The organism is Acidovorax sp. 93 (assembly GCF_003633835.1).
Classification (GTDB): domain Bacteria; phylum Pseudomonadota; class Gammaproteobacteria; order Burkholderiales; family Burkholderiaceae_C; genus Acidovorax; species Acidovorax facilis.
This window is the reverse complement of the sequence record NZ_RBIT01000001.1, coordinates 1,090,401-1,109,527: the sequence shown is the minus strand read 5'-3', so window position 1 is coordinate 1,109,527 and position 19,127 is coordinate 1,090,401. Positions and strand designations below refer to the sequence as shown.

Annotated in this window: 16 protein-coding genes; all 16 read left to right on the top strand. The window is 65.1% G+C overall.

The window, feature by feature from the left end:
• The first annotated feature begins 186 nt into the window (after positions 1-186).
• The 16 genes from gyrA (at position 187) to mnhG (ending at position 19,112) form a co-directional block, all read left to right on the top strand.
• Entirely contained in the window at positions 187-2,853 is a 2,667-nt protein-coding gene (gyrA, locus tag C8C93_RS05035) for a DNA gyrase subunit A (RefSeq protein WP_121506110.1), read from the top strand.
• Between the two features lie 107 nt (positions 2,854-2,960).
• A complete protein-coding gene (serC, locus tag C8C93_RS05030; protein WP_121506109.1) occupies positions 2,961-4,070 on the top strand; it encodes a 3-phosphoserine/phosphohydroxythreonine transaminase in 1,110 nt (369 codons plus the stop codon).
• Between the two features lie 54 nt (positions 4,071-4,124).
• Positions 4,125-5,222, top strand: coding sequence for a prephenate dehydratase (pheA, locus tag C8C93_RS05025; protein WP_121506108.1), 1,098 nt, complete (start codon positions 4,125-4,127; stop codon positions 5,220-5,222).
• Positions 5,223-5,234: 12 nt separating this feature from the next.
• Positions 5,235-6,107, top strand: coding sequence for a prephenate dehydrogenase (locus C8C93_RS05020; protein ID WP_055402512.1), 873 nt, complete (start codon positions 5,235-5,237; stop codon positions 6,105-6,107).
• 135 nt (positions 6,108-6,242) lie between these two features.
• The gene (locus C8C93_RS05015) at positions 6,243-8,285 is read left to right on the top strand and encodes a bifunctional 3-phosphoshikimate 1-carboxyvinyltransferase/cytidylate kinase (protein WP_121506107.1); all 2,043 of its coding nucleotides are present in this window, start codon (positions 6,243-6,245) and stop codon (positions 8,283-8,285) included.
• A 191-nt stretch (positions 8,286-8,476) separates the two neighbouring features.
• Positions 8,477-10,177 carry a 30S ribosomal protein S1 gene (gene rpsA / locus C8C93_RS05010; RefSeq protein WP_304439398.1) on the top strand — a complete coding sequence of 567 codons (1,701 nt, stop codon included), beginning with the start codon at positions 8,477-8,479 and terminating at the stop codon, positions 10,175-10,177.
• 122 nt (positions 10,178-10,299) lie between these two features.
• Positions 10,300-10,650 (top strand): integration host factor subunit beta, encoded by a 351-nt coding sequence (locus C8C93_RS05005; RefSeq protein ID WP_055402517.1) that lies wholly within the window; start codon positions 10,300-10,302, stop codon positions 10,648-10,650.
• A 121-nt stretch (positions 10,651-10,771) separates the two neighbouring features.
• The gene (locus C8C93_RS05000; RefSeq protein ID WP_055402518.1) at positions 10,772-11,101 is read left to right on the top strand and encodes a lipopolysaccharide assembly LapA domain-containing protein; all 330 of its coding nucleotides are present in this window, start codon (positions 10,772-10,774) and stop codon (positions 11,099-11,101) included.
• Entirely contained in the window at positions 11,091-12,248 is a 1,158-nt protein-coding gene (lapB, locus tag C8C93_RS04995; protein ID WP_121506106.1) for a lipopolysaccharide assembly protein LapB, read from the top strand. Before C8C93_RS05000 ends, lapB begins: the two co-directional genes overlap by 11 nt.
• A 49-nt stretch (positions 12,249-12,297) precedes the next feature.
• Positions 12,298-12,771: a helix-hairpin-helix domain-containing protein gene (locus C8C93_RS04990; protein ID WP_121506105.1), complete on the top strand. Its 474-nt coding sequence runs from the start codon at positions 12,298-12,300 to the stop codon at positions 12,769-12,771.
• 115 nt (positions 12,772-12,886) lie between these two features.
• On the top strand, positions 12,887-15,853 hold the full coding sequence (locus C8C93_RS04985; protein WP_121506104.1) for a monovalent cation/H+ antiporter subunit A: 2,967 nt from the start codon (positions 12,887-12,889) through the stop codon (positions 15,851-15,853).
• Positions 15,844-16,209: a Na+/H+ antiporter subunit C gene (locus C8C93_RS04980; RefSeq protein ID WP_063460563.1), complete on the top strand. Its 366-nt coding sequence runs from the start codon at positions 15,844-15,846 to the stop codon at positions 16,207-16,209. The genes C8C93_RS04985 and C8C93_RS04980 overlap by 10 nt, the downstream gene beginning before the upstream one ends.
• The gene (locus tag C8C93_RS04975) at positions 16,206-17,921 is read left to right on the top strand and encodes a monovalent cation/H+ antiporter subunit D (protein WP_121506103.1); all 1,716 of its coding nucleotides are present in this window, start codon (positions 16,206-16,208) and stop codon (positions 17,919-17,921) included. The genes C8C93_RS04980 and C8C93_RS04975 overlap by 4 nt, the downstream gene beginning before the upstream one ends.
• Positions 17,918-18,448 carry a Na+/H+ antiporter subunit E gene (locus tag C8C93_RS04970; RefSeq protein ID WP_121420416.1) on the top strand — a complete coding sequence of 177 codons (531 nt, stop codon included), beginning with the start codon at positions 17,918-17,920 and terminating at the stop codon, positions 18,446-18,448. The genes C8C93_RS04975 and C8C93_RS04970 overlap by 4 nt, the downstream gene beginning before the upstream one ends.
• The gene (locus C8C93_RS04965) at positions 18,445-18,723 is read left to right on the top strand and encodes a K+/H+ antiporter subunit F (RefSeq protein ID WP_055402533.1); all 279 of its coding nucleotides are present in this window, start codon (positions 18,445-18,447) and stop codon (positions 18,721-18,723) included. The genes C8C93_RS04970 and C8C93_RS04965 overlap by 4 nt, the downstream gene beginning before the upstream one ends.
• On the top strand, positions 18,720-19,112 hold the full coding sequence (gene mnhG, locus C8C93_RS04960) for a monovalent cation/H(+) antiporter subunit G (RefSeq protein WP_121506102.1): 393 nt from the start codon (positions 18,720-18,722) through the stop codon (positions 19,110-19,112). Before C8C93_RS04965 ends, mnhG begins: the two co-directional genes overlap by 4 nt.
• Positions 19,113-19,127: the final 15 nt, after the last annotated feature.

The following is a 19,127-nucleotide window of genomic DNA, read 5'->3' as shown; positions in this document are numbered from 1 at the left end:
AATCAGGACGCTTGGAGTGACCATCACCCAAAGCGTTCAAACGATTGTGCCATACGTAACAGGGCAAAAGCGGGGGCACCCGCCTGGGGCCCGTAGGACAAAACCGGAATTGCTTCGATATGTTGCGTGGTCGCTACACGGTCTTACCTCTAAAATGGTTCTCCTTCGCCGCCACCGCAGTCCCCAATGACCCAGTTTGCCAAAGAAACCCTGCCGATCAGCCTCGAAGAAGAGATGCGGCGCAGTTACCTTGATTACGCGATGAGCGTGATCGTGGGCCGGGCCCTGCCCGACGCGCGCGACGGCTTGAAGCCAGTGCACCGCCGCGTGCTTTTTGCGATGCACGAGCTCAACAACGATTGGAACCGGCCTTATAAAAAGTCGGCCCGTATCGTAGGCGACGTGATTGGTAAATACCACCCGCACGGTGATTCCGCTGTATACGACACCATCGTGCGGATGGCACAGGATTTTTCGCTGCGCCATATGCTGGTGGACGGCCAAGGAAATTTCGGATCGGTGGATGGCGATAACGCCGCAGCGATGCGGTATACCGAAATCCGCCTGGCCAAAATCGCGCATGAAATGCTGGGCGATATCGATAAGGAAACCGTCGATTTCGGCCCCAACTACGACGGCAGCGAAAAGGAACCGCTGGTATTGCCCAGCAAGCTCCCGAATCTGCTGGTCAACGGTTCGGCCGGTATTGCCGTGGGCATGGCCACCAATATCCCGCCCCACAACCTCAATGAAGTGGTCGATGGCTGCCTGCACATGCTGCGCAACCCCGATGCCACAGTTGATGAGCTGATGGAGATCATTCCCGCGCCCGACTTCCCCACGGCCGGCATCATCTATGGCATCAACGGCGTCAAAGACGGTTACCGCACGGGGCGCGGGCGTGTGATCATGCGCGCCAAGTGCCACTTTGAGGACATCGACCGGGGCCAGCGCCAGGCCATCATCGTCGATGAGCTGCCCTACCAGGTCAACAAAAAGACGCTGCAGGAGCGCATGGCCGAGCTGGTGCACGAGAAGAAGATCGAAGGCATCAGCCACATCCAGGACGAGTCTGACAAGTCGGGCATGCGCCTGGTGATCGAGCTCAAGCGCGGAGAAGTGCCCGAGGTAGTGCTCAACAACCTGTACAAGCAGACGCAGCTGCAGGACACGTTCGGCATGAACATGGTGGCGTTGATCGACGGCCAGCCCCGCCTGTGCAACCTGCGCGACCTGATCAGCGTCTTTTTGCAGCACCGCCGTGAAGTGGTCACCCGCCGCACAGTGTTCGAGCTGCGCAAGGCGCGCGATCGTGGCCACGTGCTCGAAGGCTTGGCCGTAGCGCTGGCCAACATCGACGACTTCATCGCCATCATCCGCAACGCGCCGACCCCGCCGGTGGCCAAGGCCGAGCTGATGGCCCGCCCGTGGGACAGCAAGCTGGTGCGCGAAATGCTCACCCGCACGCGTGCCGACGGTGGCGTGATCAATGCTGACGACTATCGCCCCGACGGCCTCGAAAAAGAATTCGGCATGGGCCAGGACGGCCTGTACCGCCTGTCGGAAACGCAGGCCCAGGAAATCCTGCAGATGCGCCTGCAGCGCTTGACCGGCCTGGAGCAGGACAAGATCGTCGCCGAGTACAAGGAGGTCATGGCGGTCATCGAAGACCTGCTGGACATCCTGGCCAAGCCCGAGCGCGTCTCCACCATCATTGGCGAAGAACTCACCTCCATCAAGACCGAGTTCGGCCAGCACAAGCTGGGAGCTCGCCGCAGCATCGTCGAGTACAGCGCGCAGGACCTCTCCACCGAGGACCTGATCACCCCCACCGACATGGTGGTCACACTCAGCCACACCGGCTACATCAAGAGCCAGCCCCTGTCCGAATACCGCGCCCAGAAGCGCGGCGGACGCGGCAAGCAGGCCACGGCGACCAAGGAAGACGACTGGATCGACCAGCTCTTCATCGCCAACACGCACGACTACATCCTGTGCTTCTCCAACCGAGGCCGCCTGTACTGGCTCAAGGTCTGGGAAGTGCCCGCCGGCTCGCGCGGATCGCGTGGCCGCCCCATCGTGAACATGTTCCCGCTGCAAGACGGCGAAAAAATCAACGTCGTGTTGCCACTGACCGGCGACATGCGCACTTTCCCGGCCGACCGCTATGTTTTCATGGGCACCAGCATGGGTACCGTGAAGAAAACGGCGCTGGATGAATTCAGCAACCCGCGCAAGGGCGGCATCATCGCCGTCAACCTTGATGATGGCGATTACCTGATCGGCGCCGCCCTCACCGATGGCAAACACGACGTGATGCTGTTCAGTGATGGCGGCAAGGCCGTGCGTTTCGACGAAAACGACGTGCGCCCACTGGGCCGTGCGGCACGTGGCGTACGCGGCATGATGCTGGAAGACGGCCAGAGCGTGATCGCCATGCTGGTCGCCGAGGACGAAACCCAGAGCGTGCTCACCGCCACCGAAAACGGCTATGGCAAGCGCACCAGCATCACCGAATACACCCGCCACGGCCGGGGCACCAAGGGCATGATCGCCATCCAGCAAAGCGAGCGCAATGGCAAGGTGGTGGCCGCCACGCTGGTGCATGCTGACGACGAGATCATGCTGATCACCGACAAGGGCGTGCTGGTGCGCACCCGCGTCTCCGAGATCCGCGAACTGGGCCGCGCCACGCAGGGTGTCACACTGATCGCATTGGACGAAGGCTCCAAGCTCAGCGGGCTGCAACGTATTGTTGAAAACGATGCCAATGTGGCTGAGGGCGAAATCGAAGGCAACGCCAACGACGGAAACCCGCCAGCCGCCGAAACCCCGGAACCACCAGACGCTTGAGTCAGACCAGCGGGTGCTGCCCCGACGGCGCAGCACCCACTGCGCTATTAAAACTGAAGCTGCTAGCGCTTATTTGATAAGCGCCAGCAGCCTTTTTGACCAAAAAAATGAAACGCCCATACAACTTCTCGGCCGGCCCGGCCGCCATACCTACCGAAGTCCTGGAGCAGGCCGCCGCCGAGATGCTGGACTGGCATGGCAGCGGCATGGGCGTGATGGAAATGAGCCATCGGGGCAAAGAGTTCCTGTCCATCTACGAACAGGCGGAAGCCGATCTGCGCGAGCTTCTGGCAGTGCCAGCCAACTTCAAGATCCTGTTCATGCAGGGCGGTGGCCTGGCCGAGAACGCGATCGTCCCGCTCAATCTCTCGCGGGCCGGCGTGGTTGATTTTGTGGTGACTGGCAGCTGGAGCCAAAAGTCGCAGAAGGAAGCGCGCAAATACGCATCCGAAGTGAACATCGTGGCCTCCTCCGAAGACACCGGCTTCACCACCGTGCCCGACCCAGCCTCCTGGACGGTGAGCCGGGGTGCGAGCTATTTGCACATCTGCAGCAACGAAACCATCAATGGCACCGAGTTCCACGAGTTGCCCGACCTGAAGGCACTGGGCAGCGATGCACCACTGATCATTGACTTCTCCTCCCATGTCGCATCACGGCCGGTGGACTGGTCACGTGTCGGACTGGCCTTTGGCGGTGCGCAGAAGAACCTCGGGCCTGCAGGCCTCACGCTGGTGATCGTGCGCGAGGACCTGCTGGGCCACGCCCTGCCCGCCTGCCCCAGCGCGTTTGACTACCGCGTGGTGGCAGAAAACCAATCCATGTTCAACACCCCCCCCACCTGGGGCATCTACGTTGCAGGCCTCACCTTCCAGTGGCTCAAGCGCCAGACCGAAGGGGCCTTGAGCGGTGTGGCAGCCATGGAGCAGCGCAACATGGCCAAGGCGGATCTTCTCTACAAAGCCATCGACAGCTCGCAGTTGTATGTGAACAAGGTGGCTGCCAACTGCCGCTCGCGCATGAACATCCCGTTCTTCCTGCGCGACGAAAGCCGCAACGAAGCCTTCCTGGTCGGCGCCAAGGAGCGCGGCCTGCTGCAGCTCAAGGGCCACAAGTCCGTGGGCGGCATGCGCGCCAGCATCTACAACGCCATGCCCCTGGCGGGCGTGCAGGCGCTGGTGGACTACATGCGAGAATTTGAACAAAAACACGCCTGAGCGGACTACGGCCCACCCACGTTTTCGCGACAGCGCACCGAAATTTCCCCATCCATGAACACTCCGCAAGCCTCACCCGACCTCGCCAGCCTGCGCGTGCAGATCGACAGCATCGACCAGCAACTGCTCACGCTGCTGAACCAACGGGCGCTCGTGGCCGAACAGGTGGGTGAAGTCAAGAAGCGCGAAGGCACGCCCTTTTTCCGACCCGACCGTGTAGCCCAGGTCATCGACAAGATCACCCATGCCAACCCTGGGCCGCTCAAGGGTGCGCACGTCGCTGCCATCTGGCGCGAGATCATGTCCGCCTGCCTTGCGCTCGAATCGCCCCAGCGTGTGGCCGTGCTCGGCCCCGAGGGCACGTTCTGCGAGCAGGCAGCGATCGAGTTCTTTGGCGGCGCGGCCGACCTGATGTACTGCGCCAACTTCGACGAAGTGTTCCACGCCACAGCCGCTGGCAGCGCGCAGTACGGCGTGGTGGGCGTCGAGAACTCCACCGAAGGCGTGGTCACCCGCTCGCTCGACCTCTTCCTGCACACCCCCACCCATGTGGTGGGCGAAGTGAGCCTGCTGGTGCGCCACAACCTGCTGCGCACCACCAATTCGCTCGACGGCATCGAGGCCGTGCTGGCCCACCCGCAGGCGCTGGCCCAATGCCAGGCCTGGCTGTCCAAGCACCTGCCGCACGCCGAGCGCCGCCCGGTATCGAGCAATGCCGAGGGCGCCCGCCTGGCCACCACCAACCCCGCCTGGGCGGCCCTCTCCAGCGAACGCGCAGCCACTCAGTTCGGCTTGCACATCGTCTCCCACGCCATTCAGGACGACGCCTACAACCGCACCCGCTTCGCCATCATCTGCCTGCCGCACACGCTGCAGACGCCACCGCCCTCGGGCAAGGACTGCACCAGCCTTGTGGTGTCGGTGCCCAACCGCCCTGGCGCCGTGCACGACCTGCTGGTGCCACTCAAGACGCACGGTGTGTCCATGACGCGCTTCGAATCGCGCCCCGCCCGCACCGGCCAGTGGGAGTATTACTTCTACATCGATCTCGACGGCCATCCTGCCCAGCCCCATGTGGCCAGGGCGCTGGAAGAACTGCGCAGCCTGTGCGCGTTCTACAAGGTCCTGGGCACCTACCCTGTCTCGTCATAAGGAGCCGTCGCCATGTTCGAACAACTGGGACTGATCGGCTGCGGGCTCATGGGAGGCTCATTCGCCCTGGCCATGAAGAAGGCCGGCCTGGTCAAACGCGTGGTGGGTTACAGCAAATCACCCTCCACCACCGACCGCGCCCGTCAGCTGGGTGTGATCGATGTCGAGGCGCCGTCCGCCTTGCTGGCCGTTGCTGGCGCTGACATTGTGCTGGTGGCCGTGCCCGTGGCCGCCACCGAAGCCACGCTCAAGGCCATCAAGCACCTGGTCACCCCCCAGATGCTGATCATGGACGTGGGCTCCACCAAGGCCGATGTGGTGCAGGCCGCACGCCGCGCCCTGCGCGATCAGGTGGGCTCGTTTGTGCCCGCACATCCCATCACCGGGCGCGAAGTGTCGGGCGTGGAACACGCCGAGGCCGATCTCTACAGCGGGCGCCAGGTGATCCTGACGCCCACCGAACGCACCTTCACCGCGCAGCTGCAAAAAGCCCAGGACATCTGGACAGCACTGGGCAGCCGTGTGACCAGCATGTCGCCCGAGTCGCACGATGCGGCGTTTGCAGCTGTCAGTCACCTGCCCCATGTGCTCGCCTTTGCGATGATGAACAGCATCACGGGCCAGGACACCGGGGACGACTTCCTGTCGCTGGCGGGCCCGGGGTTCCGGGACTTCACGCGCATTGCAGCCAGTGATCCCAAGGTGTGGCGCGACATCCTGCTGTCCAACCGCGACGAGCTGATCGCCCAGTCCAAACTGTTCCAGCAGGCACTGCACACCATCGAGCAGGCCATGCAAAAGGGCGATGCCCAGGCGCTGGAAGACATGCTGACGCTGGCCAGCGAGACCCGGGCGCATTGGCGCATGGGTGCGAAGAGAAAGTAACCCCCTGAGTCGCCTGCGGCGCCTTCCCCCAAGGGGGACGCACCCAGTGGCCTGGCAAAGCCAGTTCCACGGGTGCACTGGGATGGGCCTGCGCCAGTAATGACGGGCGCTTGGACCAATGGACGAAAGATACCGATGTACAGCACCGCATTTATTGACCTGCCCCCCTTGCAAGCCGCTGCAGGTGAAGTCCACCTGCCGGGCTCCAAGAGCATCTCCAACCGGGTGCTGCTGCTGGCGGCGCTGAGCAATGGCACCACCACCGTGCACGACCTGCTGGCGTCCGACGACACCCGCGTCATGCTCGATGGGCTGCGCCAGATTGGCTGCACCGTGGACGAGGCGGGCAGCACCGTGCACATCACGGGCCTGGGCGGCCGCGCACCGCAGTCGCCGGCCAAGCTCTTCATGGGCAATGCTGGCACTGCCATGCGCCCGCTGACGGCCGCACTGGCCTTGCTGGGCGGTGAATTCGAGCTGTCGGGCATCCCGCGCATGCACGAGCGCCCCATTGGCGACCTGGTGGATGCACTGCGCCAGCTGGGCTGCCAGATCGACTACCTGGGGAACGACGGCTACCCGCCGCTGCGCATCGCCCACGCCAATGGCGTCCCTGCGCTGGCACTGGCAGAGCCAATCCGCGTGCGCGGCGATGTGTCCAGCCAGTTCCTGACCGCCCTGCTCATGGCATTGCCACTGGCGGCTGGCACCCAGAACATCGTGATCGATGTGGTGGGGGAATTGATCTCCAAGCCCTACATCGCCATCACCCTCCAGCTTCTGGCGCGCTTCGGCATCGTGGTCGAGCACCAGAACTGGCAGCGGTTCACGATTGCGGCGGGCAGCCGCTACCAGTCGCCCGGCACCATCCACGTCGAGGCCGACGCATCATCCGCTAGCTATTTCATAGCACTTGGCGCAATCACATCAAGCGCTAGCGGCCAAATTGGCATCAAAATTCAAGGCGTGGGCCTCGATTCGATCCAGGGTGACATCCGCTTTGTCGATGCCGCCCGCGCCATGGGGGCCGTGGTCACCGGTGGCCCCAACTGGCTGCACATCCAGCGGGGGGAACCGGGCCAGGGCTGGCCGCTCAAGGCCATTGACCTGGACTGCAACCACATCCCCGATGCCGCCATGACGCTGGCTGTGATGGCGCTGTATGCCGAGGGCACCACCACGCTGCGCAACATCGCCAGCTGGCGCGTGAAGGAAACCGACCGCATCGCCGCCATGGCCAACGAACTGCGCAAGCTCGGAGCCACGGTGGAAGAAGGGGCGGACTTCATCCGCGTCACGCCACCTGCCCAAGTCCAAGACTGGAAAGCGGCCAGCATCCACACCTACGACGACCACCGCGTGGCGATGTGCTTCTCGCTGGCGGCGTTCAACCCAGCGGGCCTGCCCGTGCGCATTGAAGACCCCAAATGCGTGGCGAAGACCTTCCCGGATTACTTTGAAGCCCTGTTCTCGGTGGCAAGCACTGCCACTGGCCACATCCCGGTGATCTGCATCGACGGCCCCACCGCCTCGGGCAAGGGCACCGTGGCGGCTGCGGTCGCGCAGCGCCTGGGCTACCGGTTCCTGGACTCTGGGGCGATGTACCGCATCACGGCCCTCGCCGCCCTGCGCGCTGGCCTGGCCATCAGCCCCGAGCACGAGGCCCGCATTGCCGCCTTGGCGCAGACGCTGCCCGTGCGTTTCGAAGGGGGCCGGGTGTGGCTGGGCAGCGACGATGTAACGGAAGCCATCCGCACCGAAGAGGCCGGCATGAACGCATCCCGCGTCTCTGCCCTGCCCGCCGTGCGGGGGTCGCTCGTGGATCTGCAACACAGCTTCCAGCGTCTGCCGGGGCTGGTGGCCGACGGCCGGGACATGGGCACGGTGATCTTCCCCGAGGCCCCTTTGAAGGTCTATTTGACGGCCAGCGCTGCCTGCCGCGCCGAGCGCCGTTATAAACAGTTGATTTCAAAGGGTTTTTCGGCTAGTATCGCAGACCTCCGCGCAGATCTGGAAGCGCGCGACGCCCGGGACAGCACCCGCAGCGTTGCACCTCTCAAGCCCGCGCAGGACGCTCTGGTCCTGGACAACTCCGATTTGACGATTGAACAAGCCGTTGAAAAGGTGCTGGCCTGGTGGCAAGAGCGTCAACCTTTCGCAGGGTCTGCGCAGGGTTGAAACGTGTGGCGCCTTTTTTAGAACGGGCTCCACAGGCAATGCTGAAAGGCCTTGCCACAGGCCCACGCAACTCCTCTCGCGCGCCAGCGCACAGGTTGTGTGGATCGATAACCTAACCCGCGGTTCTACCGCAAAAAACCACCGCAAGCAGCTATAAAAACAGTAGCAATGGTGCTACTGGAATCCTGTTTGTGGCAAGGAAACACATGTCCGAATCTTTTGCCGCCCTTTTTGAAGAATCTTTGCAGCGCACGGAAATGCGCCCAGGCGAAGTCATCACCGCTGAAGTCGTGCGCGTCGAGCACAACTTCGTGGTCGTGAACGCTGGCCTCAAGTCCGAAGCCTACGTACCGCTGGAAGAGTTCAAGAACGACAAGGGCGAAGTCGAAGTCCAAGTGGGTGACTTCGTTTCGGTGGCCATTGGCTCCATCGAAAACGGCTACGGCGACACCATCCTGTCGCGCGACACCGCCAAGCGTCTGGCTTCGTGGATGAGCCTGGAAAAGGCCCTCGAATCCGGCGAATTCGTCACTGGCACGACCAGCGGCAAGGTCAAGGGCGGTCTGACCGTTCTGGTCAACGGCATCCGCGCATTCCTGCCCGGTTCGCTGATCGATACCCGTCCGATCAAGGATCTGACGCCGTACGAAAACAAGACCATGGAATTCAAGGTCATCAAGCTGGACCGCAAGCGCAACAACGTGGTGCTGAGCCGCCGCGCTGTGGTGGAAGCCTCCATGGGCGAAGAGCGCGCCAAGCTGATGGAAACCCTGAAGGAAGGCTCCATCGTTCAAGGCGTGGTCAAGAACATCACCGAATACGGTGCGTTCGTGGACCTGGGCGGCATCGACGGCCTGCTGCACATCACCGACATGGCATGGCGCCGCGTGCGTCACCCTTCCGAAGTGGTGACCGCTGGCCAGGAAATCACGGCCAAGATCCTGAAGTTCGACACCGAAAAGAACCGCGTGTCTCTGGGTCTGAAGCAAATGGGCGACGACCCATGGATGGGCGTGAACCGCCGCTACCCCCAAGGCACCCGCCTGTTCGGCAAGATCACGAACATTGCCGACTACGGCGCGTTCGTCGAACTCGAACCCGGCATCGAAGGCCTGGTGCACGTGTCTGAAATGGACTGGACCAACAAGAACATCGCTCCCGCCAAGCTGGTTTCGCTGGGCGACGAAGTCGAAGTCATGGTCCTCGAAATCGACGAAGACAAGCGCCGTATCAGCCTGGGCATGAAGCAGTGCAAGGCCAACCCATGGCAAGAATTCGCACAGGACACGAAGCGCGGCGACCGCGTGAAGGGTCCTATCAAGTCGATCACCGACTTCGGCGTGTTCGTGGGCCTGGCTGCCGGCATCGACGGCCTGGTGCATTTGTCTGACCTCTCGTGGAACGAAGCCGGCGAAGCCGCAGTTCGTAACTACAAGAAGGGCCAGGAAGTGGAAGCCATCGTGCTGGCCGTGGACGTGGACCGCGAACGCATCTCGCTGGGCATCAAGCAGCTCGACGGCGACCCATTCACGACCTTCGTGACGGTGAACGACAAGGGCCAGACGGTGACCGGCAAGGTCAAGACCGTGGACGCCCGTGGCGCTGAAATCGACCTCGGCGAAGACATCGTGGGTTACCTGCGCGCTTCGGAAATCTCCCGCGACCGCGTGGAAGATGCCCGCAACGTGCTCAAGGAAGGCGACGAAGTCACGGCCGTGGTGGTCAACGTGGATCGCAAGACCCGCAACATCCAGCTGTCGATCAAGCAAAAGGACATGGCTGACGAACAAGGCGCCATGGCCAACCTGAGCCAGCAATCGAGCCGCGAAAGCGCCGGCACGACCAGCCTGGGCGCCCTGCTGCGCGCCAAGCTGGACAACTCGGAAAAGTAAAGCGCTGACCCGTTGAGGAGCCTCAGCGCACATTGCGCGGTAAGCTCCTTGTACGGTCAGACAGCGGGCGCCTCGGCGCCCGCTCTTTTTTCAGCAAAGACCTGCCCACCCGCAGCCTGCCCATGCCCCAAGATTCCATGACCCGCTCAGACCTCGTTGAAGAACTGGCCGCGCGCTTTGGTCAGCTCACCCATCGCGATGCCGAATACGCCGTCAAGACCATCCTGGACGCCGTGGGCGAGGCCCTGGTGCGTGGGCACCGCATCGAGATCCGGGGCTTTGGCAGCTTCTCGGTCAACCACCGCCCACCCCGCATGGGACGCAATCCGCGCAGCGGCGAGGCCGTGGCCATCCCCGAAAAACGTGTGCCCCATTTCAAGCCTGGCAAGGCCCTGCGTGAAGCCGTGGACAAGCGCACCGCCGAGATGGAAGAAAACTCCGGTGCCGCCAGCAGCACAACCATTCAAAAATAATAGCTGCTCGCGCTTTACAGATAAGCGCTAGAAGCCTATTTGACTTGAATTCTTATCCTGCAAGGGCCATGCGGCCCAGCAGGCACAAGCTCTTAGAATCGCCCCACCACTGGGGAGACCGATGAAATACCTCCTGTGGCTGCTCAAGGCAGCCATTTTTTTTACGCTGTTTGCCTTCGCGCTGAACAACCAGCAGGACGCCACCGTGCACTTCTTCTTTGGCACGCAATGGCGCGCGCCGTTGGTGCTGGTGGTGTTGACCGCATTTTCAGCGGGCCTGGCCGTGGGAGTGCTGGGCATGGTGCCGCGCTGGTGGAGGCACCGCACCGCAGCGCGACGCGCCCATGCAGCGGTGGCAGCGCCTACGCCCGTGGCATCCTCCGCAGCAGCGGGCTCCATGCCCCCCGCCCCGCCACCACCGCCCGACCTGCCTTCAGCCCATGGAATTTGACCTGACCTGGATCCTGCTGGGTCTGCCCGTGGCCTTTGTGCTGGGTTGGCTGGCTTCGCGTTTTGACCTGCGCCAACTGCGTGCAGAAAACCGCCGCGCGCCCAAGGCCTACTTCAAGGGCCTGAACTTCCTGCTCAACGAGCAGCAGGACCAGGCCATCGACGCCTTCATCGAGGCCGTGCAGAACGATCCCGATACGTCTGAACTGCACTTTGCGCTGGGCAACCTGTTCCGCCGCCGGGGCGAATACGACCGCGCCGTGCGCGTGCACGAGCACCTGCTCTCGCGCGGCGACCTCTCCCGCACCGACCGCGAACGTGCCCAGCACGCGCTGGCGCTCGACTTCCTCAAGGCCGGCCTGCTCGACCGCGCGGAAGAAGCCTTGCACCGCCTGGAAGGCACCCCCTTCGAGGCCCAGGCCCGCCTGGCGCTGCTGGCCATTTATGAACGCTCACGCGACTGGCCCCACGCAGCCACCATCGCCCGCAAGATGCACGACGCCGACCAGGGCGACTTCAGCACGCGCCAGGCCCACTACCTGTGCGAGCAGGCACTGGCCCTGAGCGGCCAGGGTGATCTGCCGGGCGCGCAAGCCCTGCTGGAACAGGCCGTGTCCGCAGCGCCCGAGGCCGCCCGCGCCCGCATCGAACTGGCCCGCCTGCAGCGCATGATGGGCCGGCCCGCAGACGTTCTTGCCACGCTGCGCACCCTGGGCGAGCGCAACCCCGCCGCGATCCCGCTGGCGGCCCCGATGATGGTGGAGGCCGCCACCACCGCGCAGCGCGTGCCCGAGGTGCAGGCGCTGCTGCAGGCGCACTACGCGCAGGCTCCGTCGCTCGACGTGCTGGAAGCCATCGTCGCCATGGAAGCCGCCGACGAGGCCACGCACGACACCGCGCGGCAGCGCTATGTGCAGCACCTGGACAAGGAGCGCTCGCTGGTGGCCGCCGCCAAATGGCTGGCCGGCGAGAAGCTCGAACACGAGGAATTCCACCCCCAGGTCCAGCGCGCGCTCGAGCATGCCGTCAAGCCGCTCACACGCTACCGCTGCGCGGCCTGCGGCTTCGAGGCACGCCAGCATTTCTGGCAGTGTCCCGGCTGCCAGACCTGGGACAGCTACCCGGCGCGCCGCGTCGAAGAACTCTGACCTTCATCTCCCTCTCCTCACCTGCTCTACACCGCCGACAGGAAGCCCCATGCTCAAGAAACTGATGCTCCTCATTGCCGCGCTCTGCGCCACCGCCGCATTCGCGGCCGTGGACGTGAACACTGCCACCGAGGCCGAACTCGATGGCATCAAGGGCATCGGCCCCGGCTTGTCCGGCCGCATCCTCGAAGAACGCAAGAGCGCGCCCTTCAAGGACTGGAGCGACTTCATCGGCCGCGTGGGGGGCGTCGGCAACAAGAGCGCGGTCAACTTTTCCAAGGAAGGCCTGACGGTCAACGGCAAGAAGTACAGCGCCGCAGCAGCCGCGAAGGCCGAAGCCAAGTCCAAAGCCGGCCACAGCAGCGCGCACTCCAAAAAGCCGGCGGGCGCCACGGACGAGCGCAAGCAGCAGTCGCCGCAGTCGCAGCAGCAACAACAGGCCCCTGCGGCCCCTGCGGCTCCTGCCGCCCCGCCGGCAGCCACGGGCGCACCGGCCGCAGCCGCCAGCGCTAGCAAAAACTAAGCACACTCTCCAAGCTGCAAGCCCGCCCGCGCGGGCTTGTTTTTTTGCGCTGTCAGCGGCGCAACGGCCGGGACCAGGCAGGGTCTTTGAGGCATGCCCCTAAAATCGATCGGGCATGCCCCTGATCACACTCATCCTTCTCCCCTTCATCGGCAGCCTGCTTGCGGCAGTGCTGCCCGCCAACGCGCGCAACACCGAGTCCACGCTGGCGGGCCTCATCGCCGTGTTCTGCACCGTGCAGGTGGCGCTGTGTTTCCCCGAGATCGCGGACGGCGGCGTGCTGCGCCAGAGCATCGAATGGCTGCCTGCGCTGGGCCTGAACCTCGTCATCCGCATGGACGGCTTTGCGTGGATGTTCTGCATGCTGGTGCTGGGCGTGGGCAGCCTGGTGGTGCTGTATGCGCGCTACTACATGTCGGCGGCCGACCCGGTGCCGCGCTTCTTCTCGTTCTTTCTCGCGTTCATGGGCGCCATGGTGGGCGTGGTGCTGTCGGGCAACATCGTGCAGATCGCGTTCTTCTGGGAGCTGACCAGCCTGTTCTCGTTCCTGCTGATCGGCTACTGGCACCACCGCAAGGACGCGCGGCGGGGCGCACGCATGGCGCTCACCGTCACCGGCACAGGGGGCCTGGCCATGCTGGCGGGCATGCTGGTGCTGGGCCACATCGTGGGCAGCTACGACCTCGACCACGTGCTGGCGGCGGGCCAGCTCATCCAGAACCACCCGCTGTACACCACGGCACTGGTGCTGATCCTGCTGGGCGCGCTCACCAAGAGCGCGCAGTTCCCCTTCCACTTCTGGCTGCCCAACGCCATGGCAGCGCCCACGCCCGTGTCGGCCTACCTGCACTCGGCCACCATGGTCAAGGCGGGCGTCTTCCTGCTGGCACGCCTGTGGCCGGCGCTGGCGGGCACGGAGCAGTGGTTCTGGCTGGTGGGCGGCGCGGGGCTGTGCACGCTGCTCGTGGGCGGCTACGCGGCCATGTTCCAGAACGACCTCAAGGGGCTGCTGGCCTACTCCACCATCTCGCACCTGGGCCTGATCACGCTGCTGCTGGGCCTGAACAGCCCGCTGGCCGCCGTCGCGGCGGTCTTTCACATCATGAACCACGCCACCTTCAAGGCGTCGCTCTTCATGGCCGTGGGCATCGTCGACCATGAAAGCGGCACGCGCGACATCCGGCGGCTGTCGGGCCTGCGCCGCATGATGCCCATCACCGCCACGCTGGCCATGGTGGCCAGCGCGGCCATGGCGGGCGTGCCGCTGCTCAACGGCTTCCTGTCCAAGGAAATGTTCTTTGCCGAGACGGTGTACGTGAACACCACGCCGATGCTCGAATGGCTGCTGCCCGTCGCCGCCACAGTGGCCGGCATGTTCAGCGTAGCGTACTCGCTGCGCTTCACGGTGGATGTGTTCTTTGGCCCACCCGCTACCGACCTGCCGCGCCCGCCCCATGAGCCGCCGCACTGGATGCGCGTTCCTGTCGAACTGCTGGTGCTGGCCTGCCTGGTGGTGGGCACGCTGCCCGCCTGGTCTGTGGGGGCCTACCTGGCCGCCGCCGCACGGCCCGTGGTGGGCGGCGAGCTGCCCACGTACAGCCTGGCGGTGTGGCATGGCTTTAATACCCCGTTTGTAATGAGCCTGGTGGCATTGGGCGGTGGCATTGCGCTGTATGCGCTGCTGCGGCGTCAGCGCGCGCGCGGCATGCTGGATGCACCGCCCCTCATGCACCACCTGAGCGGCCAGCGCATGTTTGAGCACCTGCTGGCCGCCCTCACGCTGGCGGGCCGCAACGGCCGCCGCCTGCTGGGCACCAGCCGCCTGCAGTGGCAGATGCTGTGGCTGGCCGCAGCGGCCCTGGTGGCGGGTACCCTGCCCCTGTGGGCGCGGGGTCTGCCGATTGGCGACCGCGTGCAGTTGCCGCTGTCGCCCACGTTTGCGCTGCTGTGGCTGCTGGGCGCCGTGTGCGCCGTGGCGGCGGCCTGGCAGGCAAAGTACCACCGGCTGGCAGCCCTCACGCTGCTGGGCGGCTCGGGCCTGTGCGTGTGCCTGACCTTTTTGTGGTTCTCGGCGCCCGACCTTGCGCTCACACAGATCGTGGTGGAGATCGTGACCACCATCCTCATCCTGCTGGGCCTGCGCTGGCTACCCCGCCGCGACGAAAGCCTGCGTGTGCCCACCCTGGCCGAAGAGCGCCGGACCCAGCTGCGCCGCTACCGGGACTTGGCACTGGCGTTGAGCGCGGGCGCAGGCATGGCGCTGTTGTCGTTCGCGATGATGAGCCGCCCCTTCCCCGACAGCACCTCCACCTTCTTCCTGGAGCGCGCCCTTACCGACGGGGGCGGCACCAACGTGGTCAACGTCATGCTGGTGGACTTCCGGGGCTTTGACACCTTTGGCGAGATCGTGGTGCTGGGCATCGTGGCGCTCACGGTGTATGCGCTGCTGCGGCGCTTCCGCCCCGCGCGCGAGGTGATGGATCTGCCACCCCAGCAGCGCGCCCTGCCCGCCGATGTGGACACCGACCTGACCAACCCGCGCCAGACTGCCGACACCGCCGTGGGCTACCTCATGGTGCCCGCCGTGCTGGTGCGGCTGATGCTGCCCTTTGCCACGCTGGTCGCGGTCTACCTCTTCATGCGCGGGCACAACGAGCCCGGCGGCGGCTTTGTGGCGGGGCTGGTGTTTTCGGTGGCGCTGCTGCTGCAGTACATCGTTTCGGGCACCTCGTGGGTCGAGGCCCACCTGCCGCTGTACCCACGCCGCTGGATCGGCATGGGCCTGCTGACGGCACTGGCCACCGGACTGGGGGCGTTGGCCTGGGGCTACCCGTTCCTCACCAGCCACACCGCGCACTTTGCGCTGCCTGTGGTGGGCGAGATCCATGTGGCCAGCGCGCTGTTCTTCGACATTGGCGTGTTCACCCTGGTGGTGGGCTCCACCATGCTCATCCTCACCGGCATTGCCCACCAGTCGGTGCGCAGCCACCGCTACAACAATGCGCGCGCCGACGACGAGGCGGCAGAACAAGCCGCTGCTGCCACAGCGCCCACCACCCGGGGAGAAACTGCATGGAACTGATACTGGCCCTGGCCATTGGCGTGCTCACCGGCTCGGGTGTGTGGCTGCTGCTGCGCCCACGCACCTTCCAGGTCATCATGGGCCTGTCGCTGCTGTCGTATGCCGTCAACCTCTTCATCTTCAGCATGGGCCGCCTGGGCCTGGCGATTGACAAGGAGCCCGTGCTGCAACCCGGCCTGCCGCAGGACCTGGCCCACTATGCCGACCCCATGCCCCAGGCGCTCACACTCACGGCCATCGTGATCGGCTTTGCCATGACGGCGCTGTTCCTGGTGGTGCTGCTGGCATCGCGTGGCATGGCGGGCACTGACCATGTGGACGGCACCAAGGGTAAAGACGTGCAGGAAATGCCATGACGGGAGGCACCAGCATCACCGCGTGGCTGATGCCGCACCTGATCCTCGCGCCCATCGCGCTGCCCCTGCTCACAGCCGGGCTGATGCTGCTGCTGCGCGAGGAGCGCCAGCGCACCAAGGTCACGCTCAACATCACCTCGACCTTTCTGGGCCTGGTGGTGGCCGTGCTGCTGCTGGTGCAGGCCAAGGACCCGAACCTGCCGGGCGGCCTGGGCGTGTACCTGCCCGGCAACTGGCCCGCGCCCTTTGGCATCGTGCTCACCATCGACCGGCTCTCGGCCATGATGCTGGTACTGTGCAGCACCGTGGCGCTGGCCACCGTGCTGTTCTCTGCGGCGCGCTGGCACCGGGCGGGGGTGCACTTCCACCCGCTGTTCCAGTTCCAGCTCATGGGGCTGGCCGGTGCCTTCCTCACCGCCGACCTGTTCAACCTGTTCGTTTTCTTCGAGATCATGCTGGCCGCCTCCTACGGGCTGCTGCTGCATGGCTCGGGACGCCCACGCGTGTCGGCGGGGCTGCACTACATCGCCATCAACCTCGCGGCCTCGTCGCTGTTCCTGATCGGTGTGTCGATGCTGTATGGCATCACCGGTACGCTCAACATGGCCGACCTGGCGCAGAGCATTGCAGGCATTGCGCCTGCAGACCGAGGCCTCCTGCATGCGGCGGCGGCCATCCTGGCGGTGGCTTTTCTCATCAAGGCCGCTGTGTGGCCGCTCAACTTCTGGCTGGTACCCGCCTACAGCGCGGCCACTGCGCCCGTGGGTGCGCTTTTCGCGCTCATGACCAAGGTGGGCGTGTACAGCGTGCTGCGGCTGTGGACGCTGTTGTTTGGCCCCGAGGCCGGTGAATCGGCCCAGTTCGGCAGCCAGTGGCTGATTGGCGGCGGCCTGCTCACCATGGCCTTTGGCGCCATCGGCATGCTGGGCTCGCAGCGCCTGGGGCACCTGGCAGGCTTCAGCGCCGTCCTGTCGTCGGGCACGCTGCTGGCGGCCGTGGGCTTCGGCCAGAACCTGCTCACAGGCGCACTGCTGTACTACCTGCTTAGCTCCACGCTGGCGGTGAGCGCCCTCTTCCTGCTGACCGACCTGATCGACCGCTGGCGCAACGACGGCTCCAACCTCGCACCCTACGAGCAGACCGACGACGCGCCGTTCCTGTCGGCCGATCTGGTGCCCACCGAAGGCATGAACCTCGACGACAAGGAGGAGGCGCTCATCGGCGAGGTGATCCCTGCGGCCGCTGCCTTCCTGGGCCTGGCCTTTATCGCCTGCACGCTGGTCATTGCAGGCCTGCCACCCCTGCCAGGGTTTGTGGGCAAGTTCGCCATGGTGCATGCGCTGCTCAACCCTCTGGGGCTGGGCGCATCCAGCGGGTTCCAGCTGGGCGCGGCGGGCTGGACGCTGGTGGCCCTGCTGGTGGCCTCGGGCCTGCTGGCGCTGGTGGCCTTGACCCGTGCAGGCATCCGCCATTTCTGGGCCGCACATGATCGGTCGGCCCCCAAGCTGCTGGTACTGGAAGGCTTGCCGATTGCCCTGCTGCTGGGTGCCTGCGCGGCGCTGGCCTGGCAGGCCGGCGCCGTGATGCGCTACACCCAAGCAACGGCCGACGCATTGCACGCGCCCGCTGGCTACATGCGCGCGGTGATGACCGCTGAGCCCGTGCCCAACCCGCCCCAGCCTGCCACCACACCGGGGGGCAACCTGCCATGAAGCCAGAGCCCCTTCCTACATCCACATCGCCCCGGCCCTTCAAGCGGCTGGTGCCCGCGCCCCTGCTGTCGCTGGCGCTGCTGGGCCTGTGGCTGCTGCTCAACCGCAGCCTGAGTGCCGGGCATTTTGTGCTGGGCAGCGTGCTGGCACTGGCGATTCCGCTGCTCACGGCCGGGCTGCGCCCGCTGCCGGTGCGCGTGCGCAAACCGGGCGCTGTGCTGCGCCTGGCCTTCACGGTGGTGGCCGACACCACCCGCTCCAACCTGGCCGTGGCCCGCCTGCTGCTGGCGCCCGGCCGCAGGCGCCACCCTGCAGGGTTTGTGCACATCCCTCTGGACGTACGCGACCCCAATGCACTGGCCGTGCTGGCGATGATCGTCTGCATCACCCCTGGCACGGCCTGGGCCGAGCTGTCGCTGGACCGCAGCGTGCTGCTGCTGCATGTGCTGGAACTGGACGACGCGGCCACCGTGATCGCCGACGTGAAGCGGCGCTACGAGGCCCCTTTGATGGAGATTTTTGAATGACCCCGATACTGGATTGGGCCCTCCCCATCGCCCTGTTCATGCTGGCCCTGGCTATGGGCTGCGCGCTGATCCGCCTGCTCAAGGGCCCCTCCGCACAAGACCGGGTGCTGGCGCTCGACTGCATGTACCTGAGCGGCATGCTGGTGATGCTGGTGCTGGGCCTGCTGTATGGCAGCAAGAACTACTTCGAGGCTGCGCTGCTGCTGGCGCTGTTCAGCTTTGTGGGCAGCATGGCCATGGCCAAGTTTCTGCTGCGTGGCGAGGTGATCGAATGACCGAAGCCGCTACCACTGCCGCCGCCGTGCTGCCGCTTTGGCTTGAAATCATCGTGGCCTTGCTGGTGCTGGCGGGCGCCGGGCTGGCCCTGCTGGGCTCCACCGGCTTGCTGCGCCTGCCCACGTTTTTCGAGCGTGTGCATGCGCCCGCCATCATCGCCACGCTGGGCTGCTGGCTGATCATGCACGGCACCGTGCTGTACTTCTCGGTGGCCGACCGCAGCCTGGCGCTGCATGCGCTGCTGATCGCCGTGTTCGTGGCGATCACGGTGCCGATCATGTCGATCTTCTTGATGCGCGCGGCGCTGTTCCGCGCGCGGCAGATGGGGCTGGACGTGCCGCCCAGCCTGAGCCAGCCCAAGGCGCCATCCGAAACCGAAGACTCCTGAATTAATAGCTGCCAG

What these genes read in the sequence shown, in the direction of transcription:
- gyrA (WP_121506110.1), top strand. Translation starts at nt 187, where the DNA reads ATGACCCAGTTTGCCAAAGAAACCCTGCCGATCAGCCTCGAAGAAGAG.
- serC (WP_121506109.1), top strand. Translation starts at nt 2,961, where the DNA reads ATGAAACGCCCATACAACTTCTCGGCCGGCCCGGCCGCCATACCTACC.
- pheA (WP_121506108.1), top strand. Translation starts at nt 4,125, where the DNA reads ATGAACACTCCGCAAGCCTCACCCGACCTCGCCAGCCTGCGCGTGCAG.
- C8C93_RS05020 (WP_055402512.1), top strand. Translation starts at nt 5,235, where the DNA reads ATGTTCGAACAACTGGGACTGATCGGCTGCGGGCTCATGGGAGGCTCA.
- C8C93_RS05015 (WP_121506107.1), top strand. Translation starts at nt 6,243, where the DNA reads ATGTACAGCACCGCATTTATTGACCTGCCCCCCTTGCAAGCCGCTGCA.
- C8C93_RS05005 (WP_055402517.1), top strand. Translation starts at nt 10,300, where the DNA reads ATGCCCCAAGATTCCATGACCCGCTCAGACCTCGTTGAAGAACTGGCC.
- C8C93_RS05000 (WP_055402518.1), top strand. Translation starts at nt 10,772, where the DNA reads ATGAAATACCTCCTGTGGCTGCTCAAGGCAGCCATTTTTTTTACGCTG.
- lapB (WP_121506106.1), top strand. Translation starts at nt 11,091, where the DNA reads ATGGAATTTGACCTGACCTGGATCCTGCTGGGTCTGCCCGTGGCCTTT.
- C8C93_RS04990 (WP_121506105.1), top strand. Translation starts at nt 12,298, where the DNA reads ATGCTCAAGAAACTGATGCTCCTCATTGCCGCGCTCTGCGCCACCGCC.
- C8C93_RS04985 (WP_121506104.1), top strand. Translation starts at nt 12,887, where the DNA reads ATGCCCCTGATCACACTCATCCTTCTCCCCTTCATCGGCAGCCTGCTT.
- C8C93_RS04980 (WP_063460563.1), top strand. Translation starts at nt 15,844, where the DNA reads ATGGAACTGATACTGGCCCTGGCCATTGGCGTGCTCACCGGCTCGGGT.
- C8C93_RS04975 (WP_121506103.1), top strand. Translation starts at nt 16,206, where the DNA reads ATGACGGGAGGCACCAGCATCACCGCGTGGCTGATGCCGCACCTGATC.
- C8C93_RS04970 (WP_121420416.1), top strand. Translation starts at nt 17,918, where the DNA reads ATGAAGCCAGAGCCCCTTCCTACATCCACATCGCCCCGGCCCTTCAAG.
- C8C93_RS04965 (WP_055402533.1), top strand. Translation starts at nt 18,445, where the DNA reads ATGACCCCGATACTGGATTGGGCCCTCCCCATCGCCCTGTTCATGCTG.
- mnhG (WP_121506102.1), top strand. Translation starts at nt 18,720, where the DNA reads ATGACCGAAGCCGCTACCACTGCCGCCGCCGTGCTGCCGCTTTGGCTT.